16 protein-coding genes are annotated in these 21,151 nt (G+C 70.2%); 15 read left to right on the top strand and 1 reads right to left on the bottom strand.

All coding sequences use genetic code 11. From position 1 onward, the window contains the following. Positions 1 to 40 precede the first annotated feature (40 nt). Together gspE and V8246_RS04360 are read left to right on the top strand one after the other, a co-directional pair. Positions 41 to 1,753 carry a type II secretion system ATPase GspE gene (gene gspE, locus V8246_RS04365; protein ID WP_336188063.1) on the top strand — a complete coding sequence of 571 codons (1,713 nt, stop codon included), beginning with the start codon at positions 41 to 43 and terminating at the stop codon, positions 1,751 to 1,753. Positions 1,754 to 1,756: 3 nt separating this feature from the next. After that, on the top strand, positions 1,757 to 2,206 hold the full coding sequence (locus V8246_RS04360; RefSeq protein ID WP_336188062.1) for a hypothetical protein: 450 nt from the start codon (positions 1,757 to 1,759) through the stop codon (positions 2,204 to 2,206). Positions 2,207 to 2,272: 66 nt separating this feature from the next. Here the strand turns inward: V8246_RS04360 and V8246_RS04355 are convergent, their stop codons facing one another. Further along, a complete protein-coding gene (locus V8246_RS04355; protein ID WP_336188061.1) occupies positions 2,273 to 8,062 on the bottom strand; it encodes an ESPR-type extended signal peptide-containing protein in 5,790 nt (1,929 codons plus the stop codon). Positions 8,063 to 8,707: 645 nt separating this feature from the next. Here V8246_RS04355 and V8246_RS04350 point away from each other — a divergent pair. The 13 genes from V8246_RS04350 to V8246_RS04290 all read left to right on the top strand — a co-directional run bounded on the left by V8246_RS04350 (position 8,708) and on the right by V8246_RS04290 (position 21,140). Next, complete coding sequence (locus tag V8246_RS04350; RefSeq protein ID WP_336188060.1) at positions 8,708 to 10,444, top strand: S8 family peptidase; 1,737 nt, start codon at positions 8,708 to 8,710, stop codon at positions 10,442 to 10,444. A gap of 116 nt (positions 10,445 to 10,560) precedes the next feature. After that, positions 10,561 to 11,775, top strand: coding sequence for a type II secretion system F family protein (locus V8246_RS04345; protein ID WP_336188059.1), 1,215 nt, complete (start codon positions 10,561 to 10,563; stop codon positions 11,773 to 11,775). 19 nt (positions 11,776 to 11,794) lie between these two features. Continuing rightward, positions 11,795 to 12,229, top strand: coding sequence for a type II secretion system major pseudopilin GspG (gene gspG, locus V8246_RS04340; RefSeq protein WP_162109023.1), 435 nt, complete (start codon positions 11,795 to 11,797; stop codon positions 12,227 to 12,229). A gap of 96 nt (positions 12,230 to 12,325) precedes the next feature. Further along, a complete protein-coding gene (locus V8246_RS04335; RefSeq protein ID WP_336188330.1) occupies positions 12,326 to 12,757 on the top strand; it encodes a GspH/FimT family pseudopilin in 432 nt (143 codons plus the stop codon). After that, positions 12,754 to 13,185: a prepilin-type N-terminal cleavage/methylation domain-containing protein gene (locus V8246_RS04330; RefSeq protein WP_336188058.1), complete on the top strand. Its 432-nt coding sequence runs from the start codon at positions 12,754 to 12,756 to the stop codon at positions 13,183 to 13,185. The genes V8246_RS04335 and V8246_RS04330 overlap by 4 nt, the downstream gene beginning before the upstream one ends. Then, entirely contained in the window at positions 13,182 to 13,853 is a 672-nt protein-coding gene (locus V8246_RS04325) for a prepilin-type N-terminal cleavage/methylation domain-containing protein (RefSeq protein WP_336188057.1), read from the top strand. Before V8246_RS04330 ends, V8246_RS04325 begins: the two co-directional genes overlap by 4 nt. Further along, on the top strand, positions 13,850 to 14,701 hold the full coding sequence (locus V8246_RS04320; protein WP_336188056.1) for a type II secretion system minor pseudopilin GspK: 852 nt from the start codon (positions 13,850 to 13,852) through the stop codon (positions 14,699 to 14,701). Before V8246_RS04325 ends, V8246_RS04320 begins: the two co-directional genes overlap by 4 nt. Further along, positions 14,698 to 15,840 (top strand): PilN domain-containing protein, encoded by a 1,143-nt coding sequence (locus V8246_RS04315; protein ID WP_336188055.1) that lies wholly within the window; start codon positions 14,698 to 14,700, stop codon positions 15,838 to 15,840. Before V8246_RS04320 ends, V8246_RS04315 begins: the two co-directional genes overlap by 4 nt. Next, positions 15,821 to 16,441 (top strand): type II secretion system protein GspM, encoded by a 621-nt coding sequence (gene gspM / locus V8246_RS04310; protein ID WP_336188054.1) that lies wholly within the window; start codon positions 15,821 to 15,823, stop codon positions 16,439 to 16,441. Before V8246_RS04315 ends, gspM begins: the two co-directional genes overlap by 20 nt. After that, positions 16,431 to 17,243, top strand: a complete 813-nt coding sequence (locus V8246_RS04305; protein ID WP_336188053.1) for a hypothetical protein — start codon at positions 16,431 to 16,433, stop codon at positions 17,241 to 17,243. The genes gspM and V8246_RS04305 overlap by 11 nt, the downstream gene beginning before the upstream one ends. 9 nt (positions 17,244 to 17,252) lie before the next feature. Continuing rightward, on the top strand, positions 17,253 to 19,454 hold the full coding sequence (gene gspD / locus V8246_RS04300) for a type II secretion system secretin GspD (protein WP_336188052.1): 2,202 nt from the start codon (positions 17,253 to 17,255) through the stop codon (positions 19,452 to 19,454). Continuing rightward, positions 19,451 to 20,299 (top strand): glycosyltransferase, encoded by an 849-nt coding sequence (locus tag V8246_RS04295; RefSeq protein WP_336188051.1) that lies wholly within the window; start codon positions 19,451 to 19,453, stop codon positions 20,297 to 20,299. Before gspD ends, V8246_RS04295 begins: the two co-directional genes overlap by 4 nt. Continuing rightward, complete coding sequence (locus tag V8246_RS04290) at positions 20,283 to 21,140, top strand: glycosyltransferase family 2 protein (RefSeq protein WP_336188050.1); 858 nt, start codon at positions 20,283 to 20,285, stop codon at positions 21,138 to 21,140. The genes V8246_RS04295 and V8246_RS04290 overlap by 17 nt, the downstream gene beginning before the upstream one ends. The last annotated feature ends 11 nt before the right edge of the window (positions 21,141 to 21,151 follow it).

Below are 21,151 nucleotides of genomic sequence, written 5' to 3'. Positions count from 1 at the left end.
ACGCCGACCTGATAAAGTCGGGAATCCGAAGGAGGCTCCCGTGAACGCTGCCGCGCTCGATACCCCGCTTTCCGACGACGAACGCATCGTCGCGGCCCTGTTGGCCCGCGGGCGGCTGAAGGAAGCCGACCTGGGGCGGGCGCGGCGGCTGCAGGACGAGACCGGGGGCGACCTGCTGTCGCTGCTGTCGCGCTTGGGGCTGGTGTCCGAGCGCGACCATGCGGAGACGGCCGCCGAGGTGCTCGGGCTGCCGCTGGTGACGGCGAAGGACATGCCCGACGTGCCGCCCGAGTCGGTGGCGCTTTCGCTCCGTTTCCTCAAGCAGTTCCATGTCTGCCCGGTCGGCGAGGACGAAACGCACGTCGACCTGCTGATGGCGGACCCGCAGGACGCCTACGCGCGGGAAGCCGTGCGCCTGGCCACCGGCCGCGATGTGCGTGTCAGGGTGGCGCTGCGTTCGGAGATCAGCGACCTGGTCGAGCGCTATTACGGCCAGGGCCGCAGCGCGATGGGCGCCATCGTGGAGAACGCCGACGGCGAGGCCACCGCGGACCTGGACGATGTCGAGCACCTGCGCGACCTGGCATCGGAAGCGCCGGTCATCCGCCTGGTCAACCTGGTCATCCAGCGGGCGGTCGAACTGCGCGCCTCCGACATCCACATCGAGCCGTTCGAGAACCGCCTGAAGGTGCGCTACCGCATCGACGGCGTGCTGGAGGAGGGCGAAAGTCCGCCCGCCAACCTCACTGCCGCAGTGATCAGCCGCATCAAGATCATGGCGCGGCTCAACATCGCCGAGCGCCGCCTGCCGCAGGACGGCCGCATCATGCTGCGCGTGCAGGGCAAGGAACTGGACCTGCGCGTCAGCACGGTGCCCACCGCCCACGGCGAAAGCGTGGTGATGCGCCTGCTCGACCGCGAGACGGTCGTGTTCGATTTCAAGAAGTTGGGCTTCACCGATGCCTTCCTGCCGCAGTTCCAGAAGGTGCTGCAGCAGCCGCACGGCATCCTGCTGGTCACCGGCCCCACCGGCTCGGGCAAGACCACCACGCTGTACACCGCGCTGAGCAAGCTCAACACGCCGGACGTGAAGATCATCACCGTCGAGGATCCGGTCGAATACCAGATCGAGGGCATCAACCAGATCCAGGCCAAGCCGCAGATCGGGCTGGACTTCGCCCATGCGCTGCGCAGCATCGTGCGCCAAGATCCGGACATCATCATGATCGGCGAAATGCGCGACCTGGAAACCGCGCGCATCGCCATCCAGTCCGCGCTCACGGGCCACCTGGTGCTCAGCACGCTGCACACCAACAACGCGGCCGGCGGCATCACCCGCATGCTCGACATGGGGGTGGAGGAATACCTGATGACCTCCACCATCAACGGCATCCTGGCCCAGCGCCTGGTGCGTCGGCTCGAGCCCACGCATGCCGAGAAGTACGCTGCCTCGCCCGAGGAAATCGAGAAGTTCGGGCTTCGCCGCTTCCAGCCGCAGGGCGAGATATTCCTGTACCGCCCGCGCGGCTCGGCCATCGCGCCGACCGGCTACCTGGGCCGCACTACCATCGTCGAGTTCCTGGTGATGAACGACGAGATACGCCGCGCCATCATGCGCCACGCCGGCATGGGCGAGATCGAACAGCTCGCGCGCGACGCCGGCATGCAGACCATGTACGAGGACGGCATCGCCAAGGCGCTGGCCGGCGAGACGACGATCGAGGAAGTGCTGCGCGTCACCGAGGAGGGTTGAGCCATGCTGAAGGACGGGATGCGGATCTGCCTGTTCGCGGCGGCGCTGGTGCTGCTGCCCGTCGCCGCGAAGGACAAGCCGGCGCGCACGCTGGCCCGCGCCGAACTGCCGCCGGGCTTCGCCATAGGCAGCGGTTCTCCGGCACTGGCCCTGCAGGTGGACGTCGTCGGCGGCAAGGTGGTGTCCTGGGCGCCGGCGCAGCCGGGCGCGGGCAACCTGCGCGGGACCCGCAGCGGCGACGCCGGCCAGACCACGTTGATGGTCTCCAGCACGTTGCCGGACGCGATCAAGTTCGACCTCTACGTCTCCACCGATGGCGAACGTTTCGAATACGCCAGCACCTGCGGCGTGACGCCGGGCGTATCCTCGTTCGAGATGTGGGAACGGCCGATCACGCTGTTCGCGATGGGCAACCCGCGGGTGCTGCCGAAAGGGCGCATGGACTGCGACTGAGCCGAGGATATCCCACAAGGAAAGGGCCCGGCATCGCCGGGCCCTTCTTCGTCGCGCGACCGTGGTTTACAGATCGATACCGAAGCCCACGCCGGCCGACTTCTCGTCGCCGCTGAATGCGCCACCGATGCTGAACGACGCGCGGTCGCCGATCGGCTTGGAATAACCCACCGACAGCGCGTTCTCGCCGTTCTGCCAGCCGGCACCCACGGCGACCCGTCCGCGCGGGCTGCGGCTACCGGCGGCATTGATGGCCATGTTCAACATCGCCGAACTCATGGCGCCCATCCTGTCCAGTCGGCGGTCCTGCTCCGAGAACCGGCGGTTGACGTCGCCCCGGAAGGCGTTGAAGTCGTCTTCCAGCGCCTTGACCTGGAAGTCCGCGTAGGCCTTCGCGCTGGCCAGGGTGTCGGCGGACGCCGCATCGGCATAACTGCGCGCACTTTCGAGCGTGGCGACATCGCCCGCATCCGCATACGTCGTTGCCGCGGCGGAAGCGTCGGCAGGATCGGCCGATGCGGTGGCGGCAGGCTGGCTGCTGGCGACGCCGCCGCCTTCCTGGTTGCCGCCGGCCGTCGCTCCACGCGTCGGTCCGTTGGCCGCGCCACCGGTCGAGGCGGTGCCCGTGGATGCGGTCTCGCTGCCACCTGTCGCGCGTGCCTGGCTTGCCTGCGTGGGCGGCGTGCCGCCGCTGGATGCGGCTGCGCCGGTGCTCAGTTCGTCATACATGCCGAACAGCTGGTTGAGCTTGGCATCCACCGCGGTGAAGGCCGCACCGACGTTGTTGTACGACGTTCCCTGGATCGTATAGCTGGGTGCGATGAACACGCCGCCGGAGAATCCCGCGCCACCGCCAAGCGAACTGGCCACGAAGCTCAGTTGCGACAGGTTCACGGCGTCGGTGGCCTGGGTGCCGGCCGCGACGTTGGTGACCTGGCGCTCGCTGCCGGCGCTGCCGACGGAGACGGTGTCTTCGCGGTCCGCGACGGAGTCTCCGCCGATCGCCACGCTGTTGTCGGCTTCGGCGCTGGCCAGGTTGCCTACCGCCACCGCGTTGACGCCCTGCGCGTACGCGCCGCCGCCCACGGCGACCGAGTAGTCGCCGGACGCCTCGGTCGGAAGGAAGCCGAAGAACGCGCCGCCGACCGCCACGCTGTTGTCGCCGCTGGCGATGGCGTTCGAACCCAGCGCGGTGCTGTCGTAGTTGCTCGCGACGGCACCGAAGCCCAGCGCGGTCGCGCTTTCCTGCGACGCTTCCGCACCGTAGCCGAACGCCGAGGCGGCGAAGGCGGATGCGCTGCTGTAGCTGCCGATCGCCGCCGATCCATCGCCCGATGCATCGCTGCGGAAACCGGCCGCCGTCGCCTGCAATCCCGACGCCGAACTCTCCGTGCCGTTGGCGGTGGCATAGGCGCCGGACGCGGAGGCCCCCGCGCCGGTGGCGGTGGCGCCGCTGTCGCTGGCGACGGCGCCTGCCCCCAGCGCGGTGGCGTCGTCGGCCGTCGCCTCCGTGCCGGCGTAGACCGGATTGCCGTCTTCATCGAGCAGCGGGTCGCCGTTCTCGTCGAACAGCGGGCGCTGCCCGCCGAGCGCGACGGCACCCGCGCCTGTCGCCTGCGCGCCTGCGCCGCTGGCGACACTGTTCTCGCCGGTCGCGGTGGCGTTGAAGCCGGTGGCCGTCGCGCCGTTGGCGATCGCGAAGGCACCGGACCCCGTCGCCGTCGCACCGACGCCCTCCGCCAGCGCCGCCGCGCCGGAGGCGGTCGCGTAATCGCCGGTCGCGGTGGCGTCGTCGCTGCCGTCGCCGGCACCGTTCGCCTTGAAGTAGCGGGTGGCGTTTTCCGACGCTTCGGCCAGTGCGTTCAGCTGGTCGAGGTTCACGGCATCCGTGCCTTCCGTGCCTGCGGCCACGTTGGTGATCTGGCGTTCGCTACCGACATCGCCGACCGACACGGTGTCGTCGCGGTCGTTCCAGGAGTTGGCGCCGATCGCCACGCTGTTGGTTGCGCCGGCCACGGCGTTCACGCCCACGGCCACGCTCTCTTCGCCATCCGCGTAGCTGTTGTGGCCGAGTGCAGTGCTGTACTCGCCGGTGGCCCAGGCCCCGTTGCCGAAGGCCGAACTGCCGGTGCCGCTGGCACGTGTGTTGATGAGGCCGAAGAAGGTGGTGCCGCCCACGGCGGTGCTTTCATCGCCGCCGGCGGCGGCCCCTTCGCCGACCGCCGTCGCGCCGCTCCCGCCTGCATCGGCGCCGTAGCCGAACGCCGAGGCGAAATCCCCGCCCGCGCTGCTGTAGCCGCCGACCGTGGTCGAGGCCAGTCCGCCCGCACTGCTGCGGAAGCCGACCGCCGTGGACTGCGTTTCCGCTGCCGAGGCTTCGGTGCCCAGGGCGGTGGCGTAGGCACCGGACGCATTCGCACCAGCCCCCACGGCGCTCGCGCCGACTTCGCCCGCGACGGCGCCCGCGCCCAGGGCCGTGGCATCGTCCGCCGTGGCTTCGGTGCTGGCATAGACGGGATTGCCGTCCTCATCGAGCACGGGATCGCCGTTCTCGTCGAACAGCTGGCGCTGGCCGCCCAGCGCGATCGCGCCCGCACCGGTGGCCTGCGCGCCGGCACCGTTGGCCACGCTGTTGCGGCCGGTGGCGGTGGCGTTGAAGCCGGTTGCCGTCGCGCCATCGGCGATCGCGAACGCACCGGAACCGGTCGCCGTCGCACCCACGCCCTCCGCCAGCGCGGCGGAGCCGGAGGCAGTGGCGTGGTCGCCCTTCGCGGTGGCGTCATCGGTGCCGTCGTTCGCGCCGTTCGCCTTGAAGTAGCGCGTGGCGTTCTCCGAGGCATCGGCCACCGCATTCAACTGATCCAGGTTCACCGCATCGGTGCCTTCGGTGCCGGCGGCGACATTGGTGATCTGGCGTTCGCTGCCCACATCGCCGACCGAGACGGTGTTGTCGCGGTCCGCGGTCGAGTTGGCGCCCAGCGCCACGCTGTTGTCGCCCAGGGCCGTGCTGTAGAAGCCGACCGCGGTGCTGTTGTCGCCACTGGCCCAGGATTCCGCACCCAGTGCGGTGGCGTAGTCGCCCGGCGCGTAGGAGAAGAAGCCAGCCGCCGTGCTTTCCAGGCCCGACGCTTCGGCCAGGCTGCCGGCCGCCATACTGTAGTCGCCCGCCGCAATGGCGCCGCTGCCGAAGGCCGCCGCGCTGAAGCCGCTGGCCTGCGTGTAGACCAGCAGGCCGAAACCGGGAATCAGGTCCGCCGGGCCGCCGACGGCGACGCTGTAGTCGCCGGTGGCCCCGCTGGCATGGCCGAAGCTGGACGCATACGATCCCGTCGCCGTGCTGCCATAGCCGAACGCGGAACTCGCTTCGCCGCTGGCTTCGCTGAGCACGCCGAACGATGCACTGCCCAGCCCCGACGCCAGGCTGCCGGAACCCACGGCCGTGGCCCCGAGGCCCGAAGCGACGGTGTTGACGTTGATCGGATTGCCGTCGGCATCGAAGGCGTCTACCTGCCCGCCGATGGCGATGCTGGAATCGCCGCTGGCCTCGGCGCTGCTGCCGGTGGCGACGCTGTTGCTGCCGGTGGCGGTCGCGGAGAAGCCGGTGGCGGTCGCGCCGTCGCCCAATGCGAAGGCAGCGGAGCCGGTCGCGGTCGCGCCGACACCTTCAGCCAAAGCGGCCGAACCGGACGCCGTCGCGTAGTCGCCGGTGGCCGTGGCGTCGTCCGTGCCATCGTCGGCCCCATTGGCCTTGAAGTAGCGCGTGGCGTTCTCCGAGGCTTCGGCCACCACATTCAACTGATTCAGGTTCACCGCATCGGTGCCTTCGGTGCCGGCGGCGACGTGGGTGATCTGGCGTTCGCTGCCGGCGCTGCCGACCGACACGCTGTCCTCGCGATCGGCGACCGAGTCGCCGCCGATGGCCACGCTGTTGTCGGCTTCGGCCGTGGCCAGATTGCCCAGCGCCACCGAATTGAAGCCCGGCGTGTAGGCACCACCACCGACCGCCACCGAGTAGTCGCCGGAGGCCTCGGTCGGAATGAAGCCGAAGAACGCGCCGCCGACGGCCACGCTGTTGTCGCCGCTGGCCACGGCGTTCGAACCCAGGGCGGTGGAATCGAAGTTGCTCGCCACCGCTCCGAAGCCCAGTGCCGTGGCACTGTTGCCACTGGCTTCGGCGCCATAGCCGAACGCGGAGGCGCCGAAGTCGGAGGCACTGCTGTAGCCGCCGACGGCGGTGGCGGCGTCATCCGATGCGCCACTGCGGAAGCCGACGGCCGTGGCCTGCGTGCCGGACGCGGTGGCTTCCGTACCGAGCGCGGATGCGTACGCACCCGACGCATTCGCGCCTGCGCCCGAGGCTGTCGCGCCGACCTCGCTGGCAACGGCGCCTGCGCCGAGGGCGGTGGCATCGTCCGCTGTGGCTTCGGTGCTGGCATAGACCGGGTTGCCGTCCTCGTCGAGCACCGGGTCACCGTTCTCGTCGAACAGCTGGCGCTGGCCGCCCACCGCAACGGCGCCTGCACCGATGGCCTGCGCGCCCGCACCGTTGGCCACACTGTTGGTGCCGGTGGCGGTGGCGTTGAAACCGGTTGCCGTGGCGCCGTTCGCCAGTGCGAACGCGCCGGAACCTGTCGCCGTCGCACCCACGCCCTCCGCCAGCGCGGAAGAGCCGGAGGCGGTGGCGTAGTCGCCGGTGGCGGTGGCGTCATCGGTGCCGTCGTTCGCCCCGTTTGCCTTGAAGTAGCGCGTCGCGTTCTCCGAGGCTTCGGCGACCGCATTCAACTGATCCAGGTTCACCGCATCGGTGCCTTCGGTACCGGCGGCGACGTGGGTGATCTGACGCTCGCTGCCGGCGCTGCCGACCGACACGCTGTCCTCGCGGTCGGCAACGGAATCGCCGCCGAGCGCGACGCTGTTGTCGGCGGTCGCCGAAGCCAGATTGCCGATGGCGGTCGCGTTCGTGCCCGGCGCCCATGCGCCACCGCCGACTGCGGTCGAGAAGTCGCCGGATGCCTCGGTCGGCAGCAGGCCCAGCAGCGAACCGCCGACCGCGACACTGTTGTAGCCGGTGGCGAGCGAGCCGGAGCCCAGTGCCGTGCTATCGCCACCGCTGGCGTCTGCACCGTAGCCGACGGCCGTGTCGAAGCTGCCCGAAGCATTGGCGAATCCGCCGACCGCCACCGTGGCAATGCCGGTTGCCGTGCTGGTGTGGCCTGCCGCCAGCGACTGGGTGCCCGTCGCCGTGGACGCACTGCCGAAGGCGCCGGCGTACGCGCCGGTTGCGCTGCTTCCCGTTCCCACCGCACTCGCGCCTGCGCCCGTCGCGTTGGCCTGCGTGCCTACGGCCGTGGCGTTCGCTCCCGTGGCGGTGCTCTGGCTGCCCAGTGCCGTCGCGCCCTGCGCGGTCGCGCTGCTGTCGTAGCCCACGGCGGTCGCATTCACGCCCTTGGCTTCCGCGTAACCGCCGATGGCGGTGGCGCCGGCCTTGCTGGCGATGCTCTTGTAGCCCACCGCCACCGCATGTCGGCCGGAGGCATCGACATCGTCGCCGCAGGCCACCGCGTTCTCGCCCGGCCGACCGTCCTTGATCGGATTGCCGCGCGCATCCACGCAGTAGGCAGGTCCCGTTCCGATCTGCGGCTTGTCGTTCTGCGGCGGACCCTTCTGCTTGTCATGCGCGAATGCCGCGCCGAAGGGAATGCCCACGAGCAGGGCCGAGGCCAGCAGCGTCACGCCCAGGCGTGCACGCACGCGCGCACCGGACGACATCACGCCGTGCGCGCGTCGCGCGAGCTCCGAGGCCACCACCAGCATGCCAAGGGAAGGGTTCCACACCTTGCTGTAAATCCTGTTCATGGATCACGTCCTTCTTTCTGTGTTTTCGGGGGAATACGACAGCCTCCGGGCCTGGCGGCACGGAGATGCGAGGCGGACTGCGTCAGCGAAACGGACTGCGCGGCATGCGACAGGGGAGACGCATGGCCGGCGCGCACGGAGCGATGGACTCGGGAAATCGGAGCAGGGAGCGTGGCGCGGAATGCGAGGCAGGGGCGCGCCGCAATGGATGCGAAAGACGCAGCATCACGATGCTGCAGAAAAGACGTGCAAGCGGAACCGCAATGCGCGATGCCGCGAAGGAAAACACTTCCCGCATTCCCCATCCCCTTGTCCCGAGATGATGCAAAAAACACTCCGTGTCATCGAACACTACCCGTGCGTTGTGCAATTTGCGAGAGATTTGCTACGTTCGATGCAACGCGACGAAAACCGCTGAAAACAAGGCGTTAATGGCGTGTGTTCATCGCGTGAAGAGTGTCGTGGCAGGTAAACAGGGGTACCTGCACGATCCGCTTGAAAGGGAAGTCGCAAGTCGTTGAGTAAGCAGTTGGTAAACGGGTTACCCAGTTCGTTCATCCTTGTAGACATGGAGCAGGTCAAGTGAATCCCTATTCTTCTTTCCGCAATTCGCGTCGCCGTCCGTTGGTTGCTGCACTCGCCGCAATGTTCGCGCTGGGGGGCGTCGCAGGCTCCGCCTGGGCGGGCGATGTCAGTACCGCGGGTCTGCGCGACGGCGAGACCTATGATCGATTCATCGTGAAGTACCGCGACGGCAGCACGGCGCGCACCAGCAGTGCAACGCTGCAGCGTTCGTTGGTCGGCGCTGTCTCGCGTGCCGCGCTGGGTCCGGCGAACGGCAAGGCGGTGAGCGCCGCGAAGCTGCGCCGCCTCGGCATCGGCGCGGAACTGGTGAAGACCTCGCGCAAGCTGGATCGCGTGGAGGCCGAAAGCCTGCTGCGCCAGCTGGCGACGGATCCCGATGTCGAATTCGTCGAAGTGGACGCGCGCCGTTATGCGCGCCTGGTACCCAACGACACCTACTACAACCAGTATCAATGGCACTTCAAGGATCCGGTCGGTGGCATCAACCTGCCGACGGCCTGGGACAGTGCGACCGGCGCGGGCGTCGTGGTCGCGGTGCTGGACACGGGCATCACCGCGCACAGCGACCTGGATGCGAACATCCTGCCCGGCTACGACTTCATCAGCGACACCTTCGTGTCCCGCGATGGCGACCTGCGCGATGCCGATCCGCGCGACGAGGGCGACTGGAATCCGGTGGCGGGCGAATGCTACGCGGGCTCGCCGGTGCAGGACAGCAGCTGGCATGGCACCCATGTGGCGGGCACCGTCGCGGAAGTGACCAACAACGCCAAGGGCATGGCCGGAGGCGCATTCGATGCGAAGGTCGTGCCGGCACGCGTGCTGGGTCGTTGTGGCGGCTACACGTCCGACATCTCCGATGCCGTGATCTGGGCCTCGGGCGGTACGGTCGCGGGCGTTCCGGCCAACGCCAACCCTGCGGAAGTCATCAACCTCAGCCTGGGCGGTTCCGGCGCGTGCAGCGCGGTGGAACAGAATGCCTTCAACATCGCTATCGCCAACGGCAGCACCGTCGTGGTGGCGGCCGGCAACGACGCCGGCAACGTCAGCGGTTATTCGCCGGGCAACTGCGTCGGCGTCATCACCGTGGGCGCCACGCGCATCACCGGCGGCATCGCCTCGTATTCGAACTACGGCACGCGCGTCGACATCTCCGCGCCAGGCGGTGGCGGCAGCGTGGACGGCAACCCGGGCGGCTACGTGTGGTCCACGGGCAATGCGGGCACCACCGTTCCCACTACCGAGACCTACTTCGGCATGGGCGGTACGTCGATGTCGGCCCCGCACGTCGCGGCGGTGGTCGCGTTGATGCAGAGCGTGGCGGAGACGCCGCTCACGCCGGCGCAGGTACTGGCCACCCTGAAGTCCACCGCGCGTCCGTTCCCCGTGGCGCCGCCGGCGAACCGCCCCATCGGTGCGGGCATCGTCAATGCGGCCGCGGCGGTCCAGGCCGTCATCGGCGGCGGCGAGCCGCCTGCGGCGACCGTCCTGACCAACAATGTCGCGGTGGGCGGCAACACCGGTGCCAAGGACGCGGTGGTGCAGTACGCGCTGGTCGTCCCGGCCGGGGCCACCCAACTCTCGTTCATCAGCTACGGCGGCAGCGGCAATGCCGATGTGTACGTGAAGTTCGGAAGTCCGGCCACCGCATCGAACTACGATCTGCGTTCGGCGCGTCCCGGCAACAACGAGATGGTCAACATCGCCAGTCCGCAGGCGGGCACGTACTACGTGTCGCTGGTCGGCAAGACGAAGTTCGCCAACGTCAGCGTGCGCGGCAGCTACACCGCGCCCTGAGCGGGCATGCGGCTCCTCGGTCCCGGAATGCCCGGGCCGAGGCGCCTGCAGGGTCCACGCATGACGATGCCCCGGCGAATGCGGTAAGTTGGCGCATTCTCCCGGTTCCCATCGGCATGCCGCTCTACCGTTACAAGGCCCTCAACGCGCATGGCGAGATGCTGGAAGGCCAGATGGAGGCCGCCAGCGACGCCGACGTCGTGATGCGGCTGCAGGAACAGGGACACCTGCCGGTGGAAGCGGTGCCTGCGGTGGCCGGTGCCGGCCGCAGCTGGACGCAGCTGTGGCGTCCCAACGCGTTCGGGGGCGACCGCCTGGTGCAGTTCACCCAGCAACTGGCCACGCTGCTGGGCGCGGGCCAGCCGCTGGACCGCGCGCTGGGCATCCTGCTGGACCTGCCCGAGGACGAGAAGGCGCGCCGCGTGATCGCCGACATCCGCGATGCCGTGCGCGGCGGCGCGCCGCTGTCGGCGGCGCTCGACCGCCAGCATGGCCTGTTCTCGCGGCTGTACATCAACATGGTGCGTGCCGGCGAAGCCGGCGGCAGCCTGCACGACACGCTGCAGCGGCTGGGCGACTACCTGGAGCGCAGCCGCGCGCTGAAGGGACGCGTGGTGAATGCGCTGGTGTATCCGGCGATCCTGCTGGTGGTGGTGGGGCTGGCGCTGCTGTTCCTGCTGGGATACGTGGTGCCGCAGTTCGCGGTGATGTACGAAAGCCTGGACGTCACCCTGCCGTGGTTCACGCGCGGGGTGTTGTGGCTGGGCGCCTTCGTCCGCGATTTCTGGTTCGTGCTGATCGCCGTGCCCGCGCTGGCGGTGCTGTGGTTCGACCGGCGCCGCCGCGACCCGGCTTTCCGCGCGCGACTGGATGCCTGGCTGCTGGAACGGCCGATGGCCGGCCCGCTGCTGGCGCGGCTGGAGACCGCCCGTCTCGCGCGCACGCTGGGCACGCTGCTGAAGAACGGCGTGCCACTGCTGACCGCGCTGGGCATCGCCCGCAACGTGCTGGGCAACCGCGCGCTGGCCGCCGATGTCGATGCCGCCGCCGACGACGTCAAGAACGGCCACGGCCTGTCGGCGTCGCTGGGCAAGGGCAAGCGCTTCCCGCGACTGGCCCTGCAGATGATCCAGGTGGGCGAGGAGTCGGGCGCGCTGGACGGCATGCTGCTGAAGACGGCCGAGACCTTCGAGCAGGAAACCGCTCAGGTGCTGGACCGTATGCTGGCCGCCCTGGTCCCCGCCATCACGCTGGTCCTGGCGGCGGTCGTGGGTGTGGTCATCATCGCCGTGCTGGTCCCGCTGTACGATCTGACCGGCGCCATCAACTGAATTCCGGAGAAACCGCACCATGTCCCATCCGCGCCCGCAGACCGCATTCCGCTCGCCGCGCTCGCAGCAGGGTTTCAGCCTGCTGGAGATCATCATCGTGCTGGTGCTCATCGGCGGCATCCTGGTGCTGGTCGGCAGCCGCGTGATGGGCGGTGCGGACAGCGGCAAGGTGAAGCTGGCGCAGTCGCAGCTGCAGACGCTGTCCGGCAAGATCGAGACCTACCAGCTGGACACCGGCAGCTATCCCGCGCAGCTGTCCGATCTGGTGACGCAGCCCGGCAACGTGGCCGGCTGGCTGGGGCCGTATGCGAAGGAAAGCGAACTGCTGGACCCCTGGAAGAATCCGATCGAGTACCGCATCCCCGGCGAATCGCAGCGGTTCGACCTGATCAGCCTGGGCGCGGACGGCAAGGCCGGCGGCGACAGCGTCGACGCGGACCTGCGGAACGAGTAAGCGCCGGCGCCCACCGTCGTGGCCTGCCGCAGCGCCCCCTCGCATGCCCACGCGCCCGGCGGGCGGCGTGCAGGTGCCCGGCAGGACGGATTCACCCTGCTCGAAACCCTGCTGGTGGTGGCCCTGATGGCCGCCGCCGCGGTGCTGGCGGCGATGGTCTTCACCGGCGGCATGGAAGGCATGCGCCTGCGGTCCGAGTCCAAGGACATCGCCGCGCAGCTGCGGTATACGCGGGCGCGCGCCATCGCCACCGGACAGGCGCAGCGTTTCCGCATCGATCCGCGCGCGCACCAGTGGGAAGCCGCGGGCGACCGCCGCGGCGCCATCGACGCGTCGCTGGCGGTGCGCTTCACCGGTGCGAGGGAAGCGCAGGCGCGTGCGGGCGAGGGCGCCATCCTGTTCTTCCCCGACGGTGGCTCGACCGGGGGCCGGGTCACGCTGGCGAGCGGGCGCGCGGCATGGAGCGTGGACGTCGGCTGGCTGACCGGCGAGGTGCGCCTGCTGCGCGACGAGGTGCGTGCGCCATGAACACGCCCTCATCCGCGCGGCAGCAGGGGTTCACCCTGCTGGAGGTCATCGTGGCGTTCGCGCTGCTGGCGCTGGCCCTGACCCTGCTGCTGGGCTCGCTGTCGGGGGCGACGCGGCAGGTGCGCGATTCCGCTGATGCCAGCCGCGCCACCCTGCATGCGCAGTCGCTGCTGGCGCAGCTGGGTGCGGGCGAAGCCTTGCAGCCGGGGCGGCAGGAGGGCGGTTTCGAACGCGACCGCTACCGCTGGCAACTGGACGTGGCGCCGTTCGCCGATCCGCTGGCGGCGCGTGCGCAGCGCGACCCGGGCGCCCCGCAGCTGCTCGACGTGCGCCTGCAGGTGCGCTGGGGCGACGGCCGCGGACAGGCGCTGCAGTGGCGAACGCTGCGCCTGGCGCCGCGCGACATCAACCAGGCGGCATCGCCATGACATCGCGCCGCGCCCAGGGCTTCACCCTGATCGAAGTGCTGCTGGCGCTGGTCCTGCTGGCGGCCGGGCTGGCGCTGGCCTTCGCCACGCTGCGCTCGTCCACCGCGGTGGTCACCCGCGGCGAGGACATGGCGCAGGCCAGCGAGCGCATGCGCGCCGTGCACGGCTATCTGCGCGCACGGCTGGCCTCGGCGCAGCCGATCGTGTTCGCGACCGACCGCGGCACGCTGCGGCAGGCGCGGTTCCTGGGGTCGCCGCAGCGCATGCGTTTCGTGGCCGACCTGCCCGACTATCTGGGTTACGGCGGCCCCTACCTGCATGACGTGGTCGCCGACGAGGCGGGCCAGCTGCGGGTCGCCTTCGCGGTGGCGCAGCCGGAGGCGTCGCTGGAGGACGTGGATCTGGCGGCGCGCGGCCTGCGCGCGGAGCGGCTGGCCGATGGCCTGCGCGTGGTGCGCTTCCACTACCGCGGGCTGGATGCGGACAACCGCTTGGGGCCGTGGCAGGACCGGTGGGAGACCTCGGAGATGCTGCCGTTGCAGGTGAAGATGGAAGTGGAAGCCGTCCGGGGCGGGCGCTGGCCCGACCTGGTGGTGACGCTGGCACGCAGCGAAGGTGGTGCTGGTGGCGGCGCGCTGTCGGGCAGCAACGCCCCGGTGCTGCCATGAGCGACGTGCGCGGCGCCGCGCTGTTGCTGGTGCTGTGGCTGGTGGCCCTGCTCACCGCGCTGGTGGGTGCGTACGCGCTGACGGCGCGTATCGAGGCGCTGCAGGGCCGGGTGGGCAGCCGCGGTGCGATCGCGCAGGAGATCGCGCGGGCCGGCATGGAGTATGCGCTGGTGCGGGTAGCGGACCGCAATCCGGAAACGCACTGGCAACCGAACGGCCGCGCTTACGCATGGCGATTCGACGGGCACGATGTCCAAGTGCGCATCATCGACGAGACCGGCAAGGTCGACCTGAACCAGGCCGATGTGCCGCTGCTGTCCCGCCTGATGCAGGCGCTGGGCGAGCCGCCCGATGCCAGCGACGCGCTGGCGGCGGCCATCGTGGACTGGCGCGATGCCGACGACCTCGGCCAACCGGTCGGTGGGGCGGAAGATGGCGACTATGCGGCGGCGGGCCGCCCTTACGGCGCCAAGGACGCGCCTTTCGAAACCATCGCCGAGTTGGAACAGGTGCTGGGCATGACGCCCGATCTGTACGCGCGGCTGGAACCGTTCCTCACCCTGTACTCGGGACGCGGGCAACCCGATGCCACCTATGCGCAGGGGACGGTGCTGGTGGCGATGGGCATGGATGCCACGGCGTGGCTGGCGCAGCGCGAAGCGGCCGGCGCCGCGGGCGCCCTGCAACTCGTCGGCACCGGCAGCGGCACGTATAGTATCGAGAGCCGTGCGCGGCTGGCCGATGGCCGCGAGACGTCGTTGCGGACGGTGGTGCGCGCGGGGGCCAGCCCGGTACCGGGTTCGGCCTACACCTTGTTGCGCTGGGAGGAGGGCGCGTCACCACAATGAGCGGCGTACGCGACACCCTGCAGCGGTTCCGGGCGCGCCTCGGTCCCGGGCCCCGCAGTTTCCTGGCGTGGTGGGGACAGGCGCTGGCGACCTGGTTGCCGGCCCGCTGGCGCGTGCTGCTGGGCCTGACCGGCGACCGCCTGCTCTTCCAGCGCCACGAAGACGAGGTGGCCATGGCCTGGCAGCAGGCCGCGCACCGGCATGCGCTGGCGCGGCTGCCCGCCACGGTGACGCCGGGTGAACTGCGCGCGCTGCTGGGCACCCGCCTGGCCGAGCTGCCCCGCTGGTGGCTGATGCCCGCCGACAAGGTGCTGAGGCGCAGGCTGCTGCTGCCGTCCGCCGCGGCCGACCGATTGCGTGATGTCGTCCGTTTCGAGATCGACCGCCAGACCCCGTTCGCCGCGCACGAGGCCTGCTTCGATGCGCGCGTGCTGGGCGTGCGCGAGGACGGGCAGCTGGACGTGGAACTGGTCGCCGTGCCGAAGGCGATCTTCGCCGCCGGCCTGTCCGGACTGGGTGCGCTGGGCGGCGGCCTGGCGGGCGCCGATGTCGAGGATGCCGATGGCCTGCCCTTGGGGGTGAACCTGCTGCCGGAGGAGGCGCGTGCAGCGCGCCAGGCGCCCCAGCGTCGCCTGCACCTGGTGTTCGCGACCGTGGCCGTGTGTGCGCTGGTATTCGCGGCGTGGCGGGTGCTCGACAACCGGCAGGCCGGGGCCGAGGCATTCGCCGCGCAGGTCGAGGCCAACGCCGACGCCGCGCGCCGGGTGGCTGCACAGCGCCAGCAACTGGTCGACCTGGTCGCCGGCACCACCACCCTGAACCAGACCAGTGCCAGGCGCCCGACGGCGCTGGAAGTGATGGACGAAATCACCCGCCGGTTGCCCGACACCACCTATCTCGAGAAGCTGGCCATCGAAGGCGATCGCCTGACGCTGATCGGCTTCAGCCCGGAGGCCTCGGGGCTGGTCGCACGCCTGCAGGGGTCTCCACTGTGGCGCAACCCCGCGCTGAGCGGTGCCCTGCAGCCGGACCCGCGTACGCGCATGGACCGCTTCACCCTGACCGCCGAACTGCTGGGAAAGCAGGATCCGTCCGCCGCCACATCTGCGGGAGGCGCCGATGCCGCCGGCCATCACTGACCGCGACCGCTGGCTGGCGCTGGCCCTGCTGCTGGGCGCCCTGTTGCTGGGCTACCTGCTTTTGGTGCACCCGTGGTGGACCGTGCCCCTGCAGGAGACCGGCCGTCGCGTGGCGGAACTGCGCGAACGCGAACTGCGCATCCGCACCCAGTTGCAGCAGGCGCCGCAGGTGCAGCGCGAACTGGCCGCGGCGCTGGAACAGCAGGCGCAGCGCCCCGGTTTCCTGCCGGAAGCGACGGTCGAACTGGCCACCGCCGGCCTGGTGCAGCGACTGGAAGCCATCGTCAAGCAGGCCAGCCCGGGCAACCGCAGCTGCGCCATCGCCAACCAGTCGCCGCTGGCCCTCACCGGCCGCGAGATCTACCCGCGCGTGGTGGTGCAGGTGCGCCTGCGGTGCGGGGCACCGGAGCTGGCCTCGGTGCTGCACCAGATCGAATCCGGCAGTCCGCGCCTGTTCGTGGAGAACCTCAACATCCTGGCGCAGCGCTACGCCTTCCAGGCAAGCGAGACGGGGGCCGGTGGCCTGGACGTGAACTTCGACCTGTACGGCTATCTCAAGCCGGCGCCGGCCGCCCCACGGGAGCCCGCACGTGCGCCGTGACGCCTGGAACGCCCGCACCTGGATCCTCGCGGTGGTCGCGGGGTGGTCGTTGCTGGTCGCCGTGCTGGCGATGTTCGGGCTCGGCGGGCGGATCACGCCGCTGCCTGCCGACCCGGACCTGGTGCAGCCCCTGCCGCGACTGCCCGCGGCGCCGCCGGAACGCCTGGGTCCGTTGCCGCAGTACGCGATGGTGGGCGAACGGCCTTTGTTCTCGGAAGACCGGCGTCCCAAGCCGTTCTTCCTGTCGGGCGAGGAAGCGGCCGCGCCGGCCTTCGACCTGGTGCTGAGCAGCGTGCTGATCACGCCCCGCCTGGAACTGGCCATCGTGCAGCCGGCGCAGGGCGGCGAGGGCCTGCGGGTGAAGCTGGGCGAATCGCCGGCCGGCTTCCCCGGCTGGCGGTTGACCGAACTGGCACCACGGCGTGCCGTCTTCGATGGTCCGGAAGGTCGCCGCGAACTCGAGCTGCGGGTGTTCGATGGTGCCGGCGGACAGCCGCCCACGGTGATGACCGGAACGGGAGCCGTGCCACCTGCCGCCGCTCCCATGCCTGCTGCACGCCCGACCGGCGGCAACAGCGCGCCAGTACCGATCCCTGCCGGACCGACACCGGTGCCGCCTCCGGCCGCGACGGCGGACGCGGCGGCGCCGACCTCTGCTGCGCCCGCCCCCGCCGCTCCGGCGACCACCAGCGACGAACAGATGGAAGCCATCCGCCAGCGCATCGAGCAGCGCCGCGCGCAGCTGCGGCAGCAACAGGCCCAACCCACCCCGCCGCCGGCAACGCCCGGCAAGACACAGTAGAGTGCCGGCATGACGTTACGCGTGATCCTGTTTTCCCTCGGCCTGGGCCTGCTGGCCGGCTGCGCCAGCGCGCCCGTGCCCGACGTGCGCCGCACGACGCCCGCAGCGGCGGGCGAGGTCGTGCCGGGTGCGGCGCAGACCGTGCCCGTGAGGGAGGATGAGGCGCCCGTTACCGGTCCGCAGGCGCAGATCCGGCGCGGCAACGGGCAGATGATCAACCGCAGTGCGGCCAGCGCGCCGCTGCCGTCGCTGGGCGGGGCCAGCAGCGGTTCGGCCACCTTCAATTTCGAAGGCGAGTCCGTGCATGCCGTGGTCAAGGCCATCCTCGGCGACATGCTGGGGCAGAACTACGTGATCGCGCCGGGCGTGCAGGGCACGGTGACGCTGGGCACGCCCAAGCCGGTGTCGCCGGCCGAGGCGCTGAACCTGCTGGAGATGGTGCTGGGCTGGAACAACGCGCGCCTGGTCTACAGCGGTGGCCGCTACAACATCATCCCTGCCGACCAGGCCCTGGCCGGCAGCGTGGCGCCGCGCACGGGCCCGGCCTCGAATGCGCGCGGCTACGAAGTGCGCGTGGTGCCGCTGCGCTTCATTTCGGCCAGCGAGATGAAGAAGGTGCTGGAGCCGTACGCGCGGCCGAACGCCATCGTCAATGTCGACGGCACGCGCAACGTCATCACCCTGGCCGGCACGCGCAGCGAGCTGGAAAACTACCTGCGCACCGTCGAGATCTTCGACGTGGACTGGCTGTCGGGCATGTCGGTGGGCGTGTTCCCGCTGCAGTCCGGGCGCGCCACCCGCGTGGTGGCCGACCTGGAAAAGGTGTTCGGCAACGACAGCAAGACGCCCAGCGCCGGCATGTTCCGTTTCATGCCGCTGGAAGGCGCCAACGCGGTGCTGGTGATCACCCCGCAGCCGGCCTACCTGGACCAGATCCAGCAATGGTTGGAGCGCATCGACGGCGCGGGCGAGGGTAGCCGCCTTTTCTCCTACGAGCTGAAATACATCAAGGCGCGCGAACTCGCCCAGCGCCTGGCCGAAGTCTTCGGCGCCTCCGGCGGCAACGCGTCCAGCGACGGCCGTTCCACCGGCGGCGCGGGCAACGTGTCGCTGATGCCGGGCACCGAGCCCGTGCAGATCAACGATGGCGGCATGAACGGCACCGGAGGTTCGGTCGATTTCGGCAGCAGTAGCGGCAGTTCGGGCGGAGGACTGGGCGGCGGCTCGCTCTCGCTCAACCAGCGCGACAGCGGCAACGGCGCGGTGACGCTGGAGGTCGACGGCGCACGCGTGGGCGTGGCGGCGGTCGAGGAAACCAACACGCTGCTGGTGCGTTCCAGCGCCAGCGCCTGGCAGTCGATCCGGGAAGTGGTCGAAAAGCTCGACGTGATGCCGCTGCAGGTCCACATCGAGGCGCAGATCGCGGAAGTGTCGCTGACCGGCGACCTGAGCTACGGCGTGAACTGGTACCTGGAACGGGCGATGACCGACAACGGCTTGGGTCCCTTCGCTGCGCCGGGCGCGGGTGGGCCCAGCAAGTGGAGCACGCTCGCCGGCAGCATCGGCGGCGTGAGCGGTGCGGGCGCGGTCTGGACCCTGGTGAAGAACGACGCCGCCGCCGTCATCACCGCGCTGGACGAAGTATCCGACGTACGCCTGCTGCAGACGCCGTCCATCTTCGTGCGCAACAACGCCGAGGCCACGCTCAACGTCGGCAGCCGCATCCCGATCTCGTCGGTCACCGTCAACCCCGGACTGGGCACCGACAACACCTACAGCCAGGTGCAGTACCTGGACACGGGCGTGATCCTGAAGGTGCGCCCGCGCGTGACCAAGGACGGTATGGTCTTCCTCGACATCGTGCAGGAAGTCAGTTCACCGGGCAGTGAGCCGGACGCCAACGGCAACGTGCGCATCAACACGCGCCGCTTCAAGACCGAAGGCGCCGTGCAGGCCGGCAACACGGTGATGCTGGCCGGCCTGATCAGCGATACGGCGACCCAGGGCTCCTCCGGCATCCCGGGCCTGAGCCGCCTGCCGATCATCGGCGGCCTGTTCGGCAAGAAGACCACCGGCACGGAGCGCAGCGAGGTCATCGTGCTGCTGACGCCCACCATCGTCAGCAACCCGCAGGAAGCCAACGACCTGACCGACGAGTACGGCAAGCGTTTCCGTGCGCTTGAGCCGCTGAACACGCCCCGTTCCAAGTGACGCCGCCGCCCGCATCGTCCCTGCCCATCGTCCTGCTGCCGATCGGCACCGACGACGATGCGCTCGATGCCTGCCTGGGTGCGCTGGATGCCGGCACGCCCGCAGGCACGCGCCTGTGGCTGGCCGACGACGCGCAGGCGGGGCCGCGCGGACTGGCCATCATCGAGCGCTGGCTGGGACGGACCCGGTTGCAGGCCGACTACACGCGGCGCCCGCGCATGCTGGGCGAGGTGGCGCACATGGATCAGATGCTGGCCGCGTGCGGCGATGTCGACGTGGTCGTGCTGTCGCCCGATGCGCAGCCGCTGCCCGGCTGGCTGCAGCAGCTGGCCGCCTGCCTGGCCCGCGATGCCGCCATCGCCACCGCCACATCCTGGTGCAACGCCGGCGAGACCGCGGCCTGGCCGCGGCTGGGCGAGGTGAGCCCGCCGCCGGACGATTTCGAGCGCACCGCGCAGGCCTGCGCGGCGATGCCGCCGCTGCATCCGGAACTGCCCGCTGCGGTCGCGCATGCCGTCGCGCTGCGTGGCAGCGCCCGCAAGCGCGTCGGTGGGCTGGACACAGCGAGCTACGCCTCATGGTATGCGGCCCTGGTGGACCTGTCCTTGCGTCTGTCCGGCCTGGGCTGGCGCAACGTGCTGTGCGAGACCGCGTTCGTCGCGCGCGGCCGTGAGGGCGGCCCGGCCGATGGCGACATGGATGCGTTGAACGCGCGCTGGCCGACCTTCACGCCACGGCTGGCCACCTTCCTGATGGACGACCCGCTGCGCGGACCGCGCGAGCGTCTGGCCGCCCTGTATGCCGACATCGGATCGCCGGAGCGCCAGCGTGACCTCTTCGGTTGAGGTGGATGCCATCGCCGTGGTGGTGGTGACCCACGAGAGTGCGGACACCATCGACGACTGCCTGATGCGCCTGCGCCTGGCGCACGGCGTCGACCAGATCCGTGTGGTCGATAATGCCTCCACCGATGCCACCCTGGACATCGTGCAGCGGCATGCGCTGCACGACGATCGCGTACGTTTCATCGCCAATCCCGACAACCCGGGTTTCGCGGTGGGCTGCAACCAGGGCGCACGCGATTCGCATGCGCCGTGGCTGGCCTTCGTCAATCCCGACCTCATGGTGGAAGCCGACACGCTGTCGCGGCTGCGCGCGCATGCGTCGGGTTCCGCCGGCGAGGTCCTGCTGGGCGTCGATCTGGTCGACGAAGCGGGCGTGCGCGACGCCGCCGCACGTCGTCGCGACCCGGTCTTCGCCCAGATGCTGCGCGCACCCGGTCGCGCGTCGCAACTCGGCGTGCCGCCGGACGACACGGTGGTGCTGCAGCCGGTGGACGCCGTATCCGGCGCGCTGATGCTGCTGTCCCGCCCCCTGTTCGATCGCCTGGACGGCCTGGATGAAGGCTATCGGCTGCACGCCGAGGACATGGACCTGTGCCGGCGCGCACGCCAGGCCGGCGCAGTCGTCGCGGTCGCCAACGACATCCGCGTGCTGCACATCCGTGGGGTGTCCAGCCGCGCGCGTCCCGTGTTCGTGGAATGGCACAAGCACCGCGGGCTGTGGCGCTATTTCCGCACGTTCGAAGCCGCACAGCGCGGCTTCGTCACCCGGCTTGGGGTGTTCGGCGCAATCTGGTTGCACTTCGGTGCGGTGTTGATGCGAATCCTCCTGCAGCGTCGTTGACGGGCACGGAA

It is taken from the genome of Pseudoxanthomonas sp. F11 (assembly GCF_037046485.1).
Classification (GTDB): domain Bacteria; phylum Pseudomonadota; class Gammaproteobacteria; order Xanthomonadales; family Xanthomonadaceae; genus Pseudoxanthomonas_A.
This window is presented reverse-complemented; position numbering and strand designations above follow the sequence as displayed.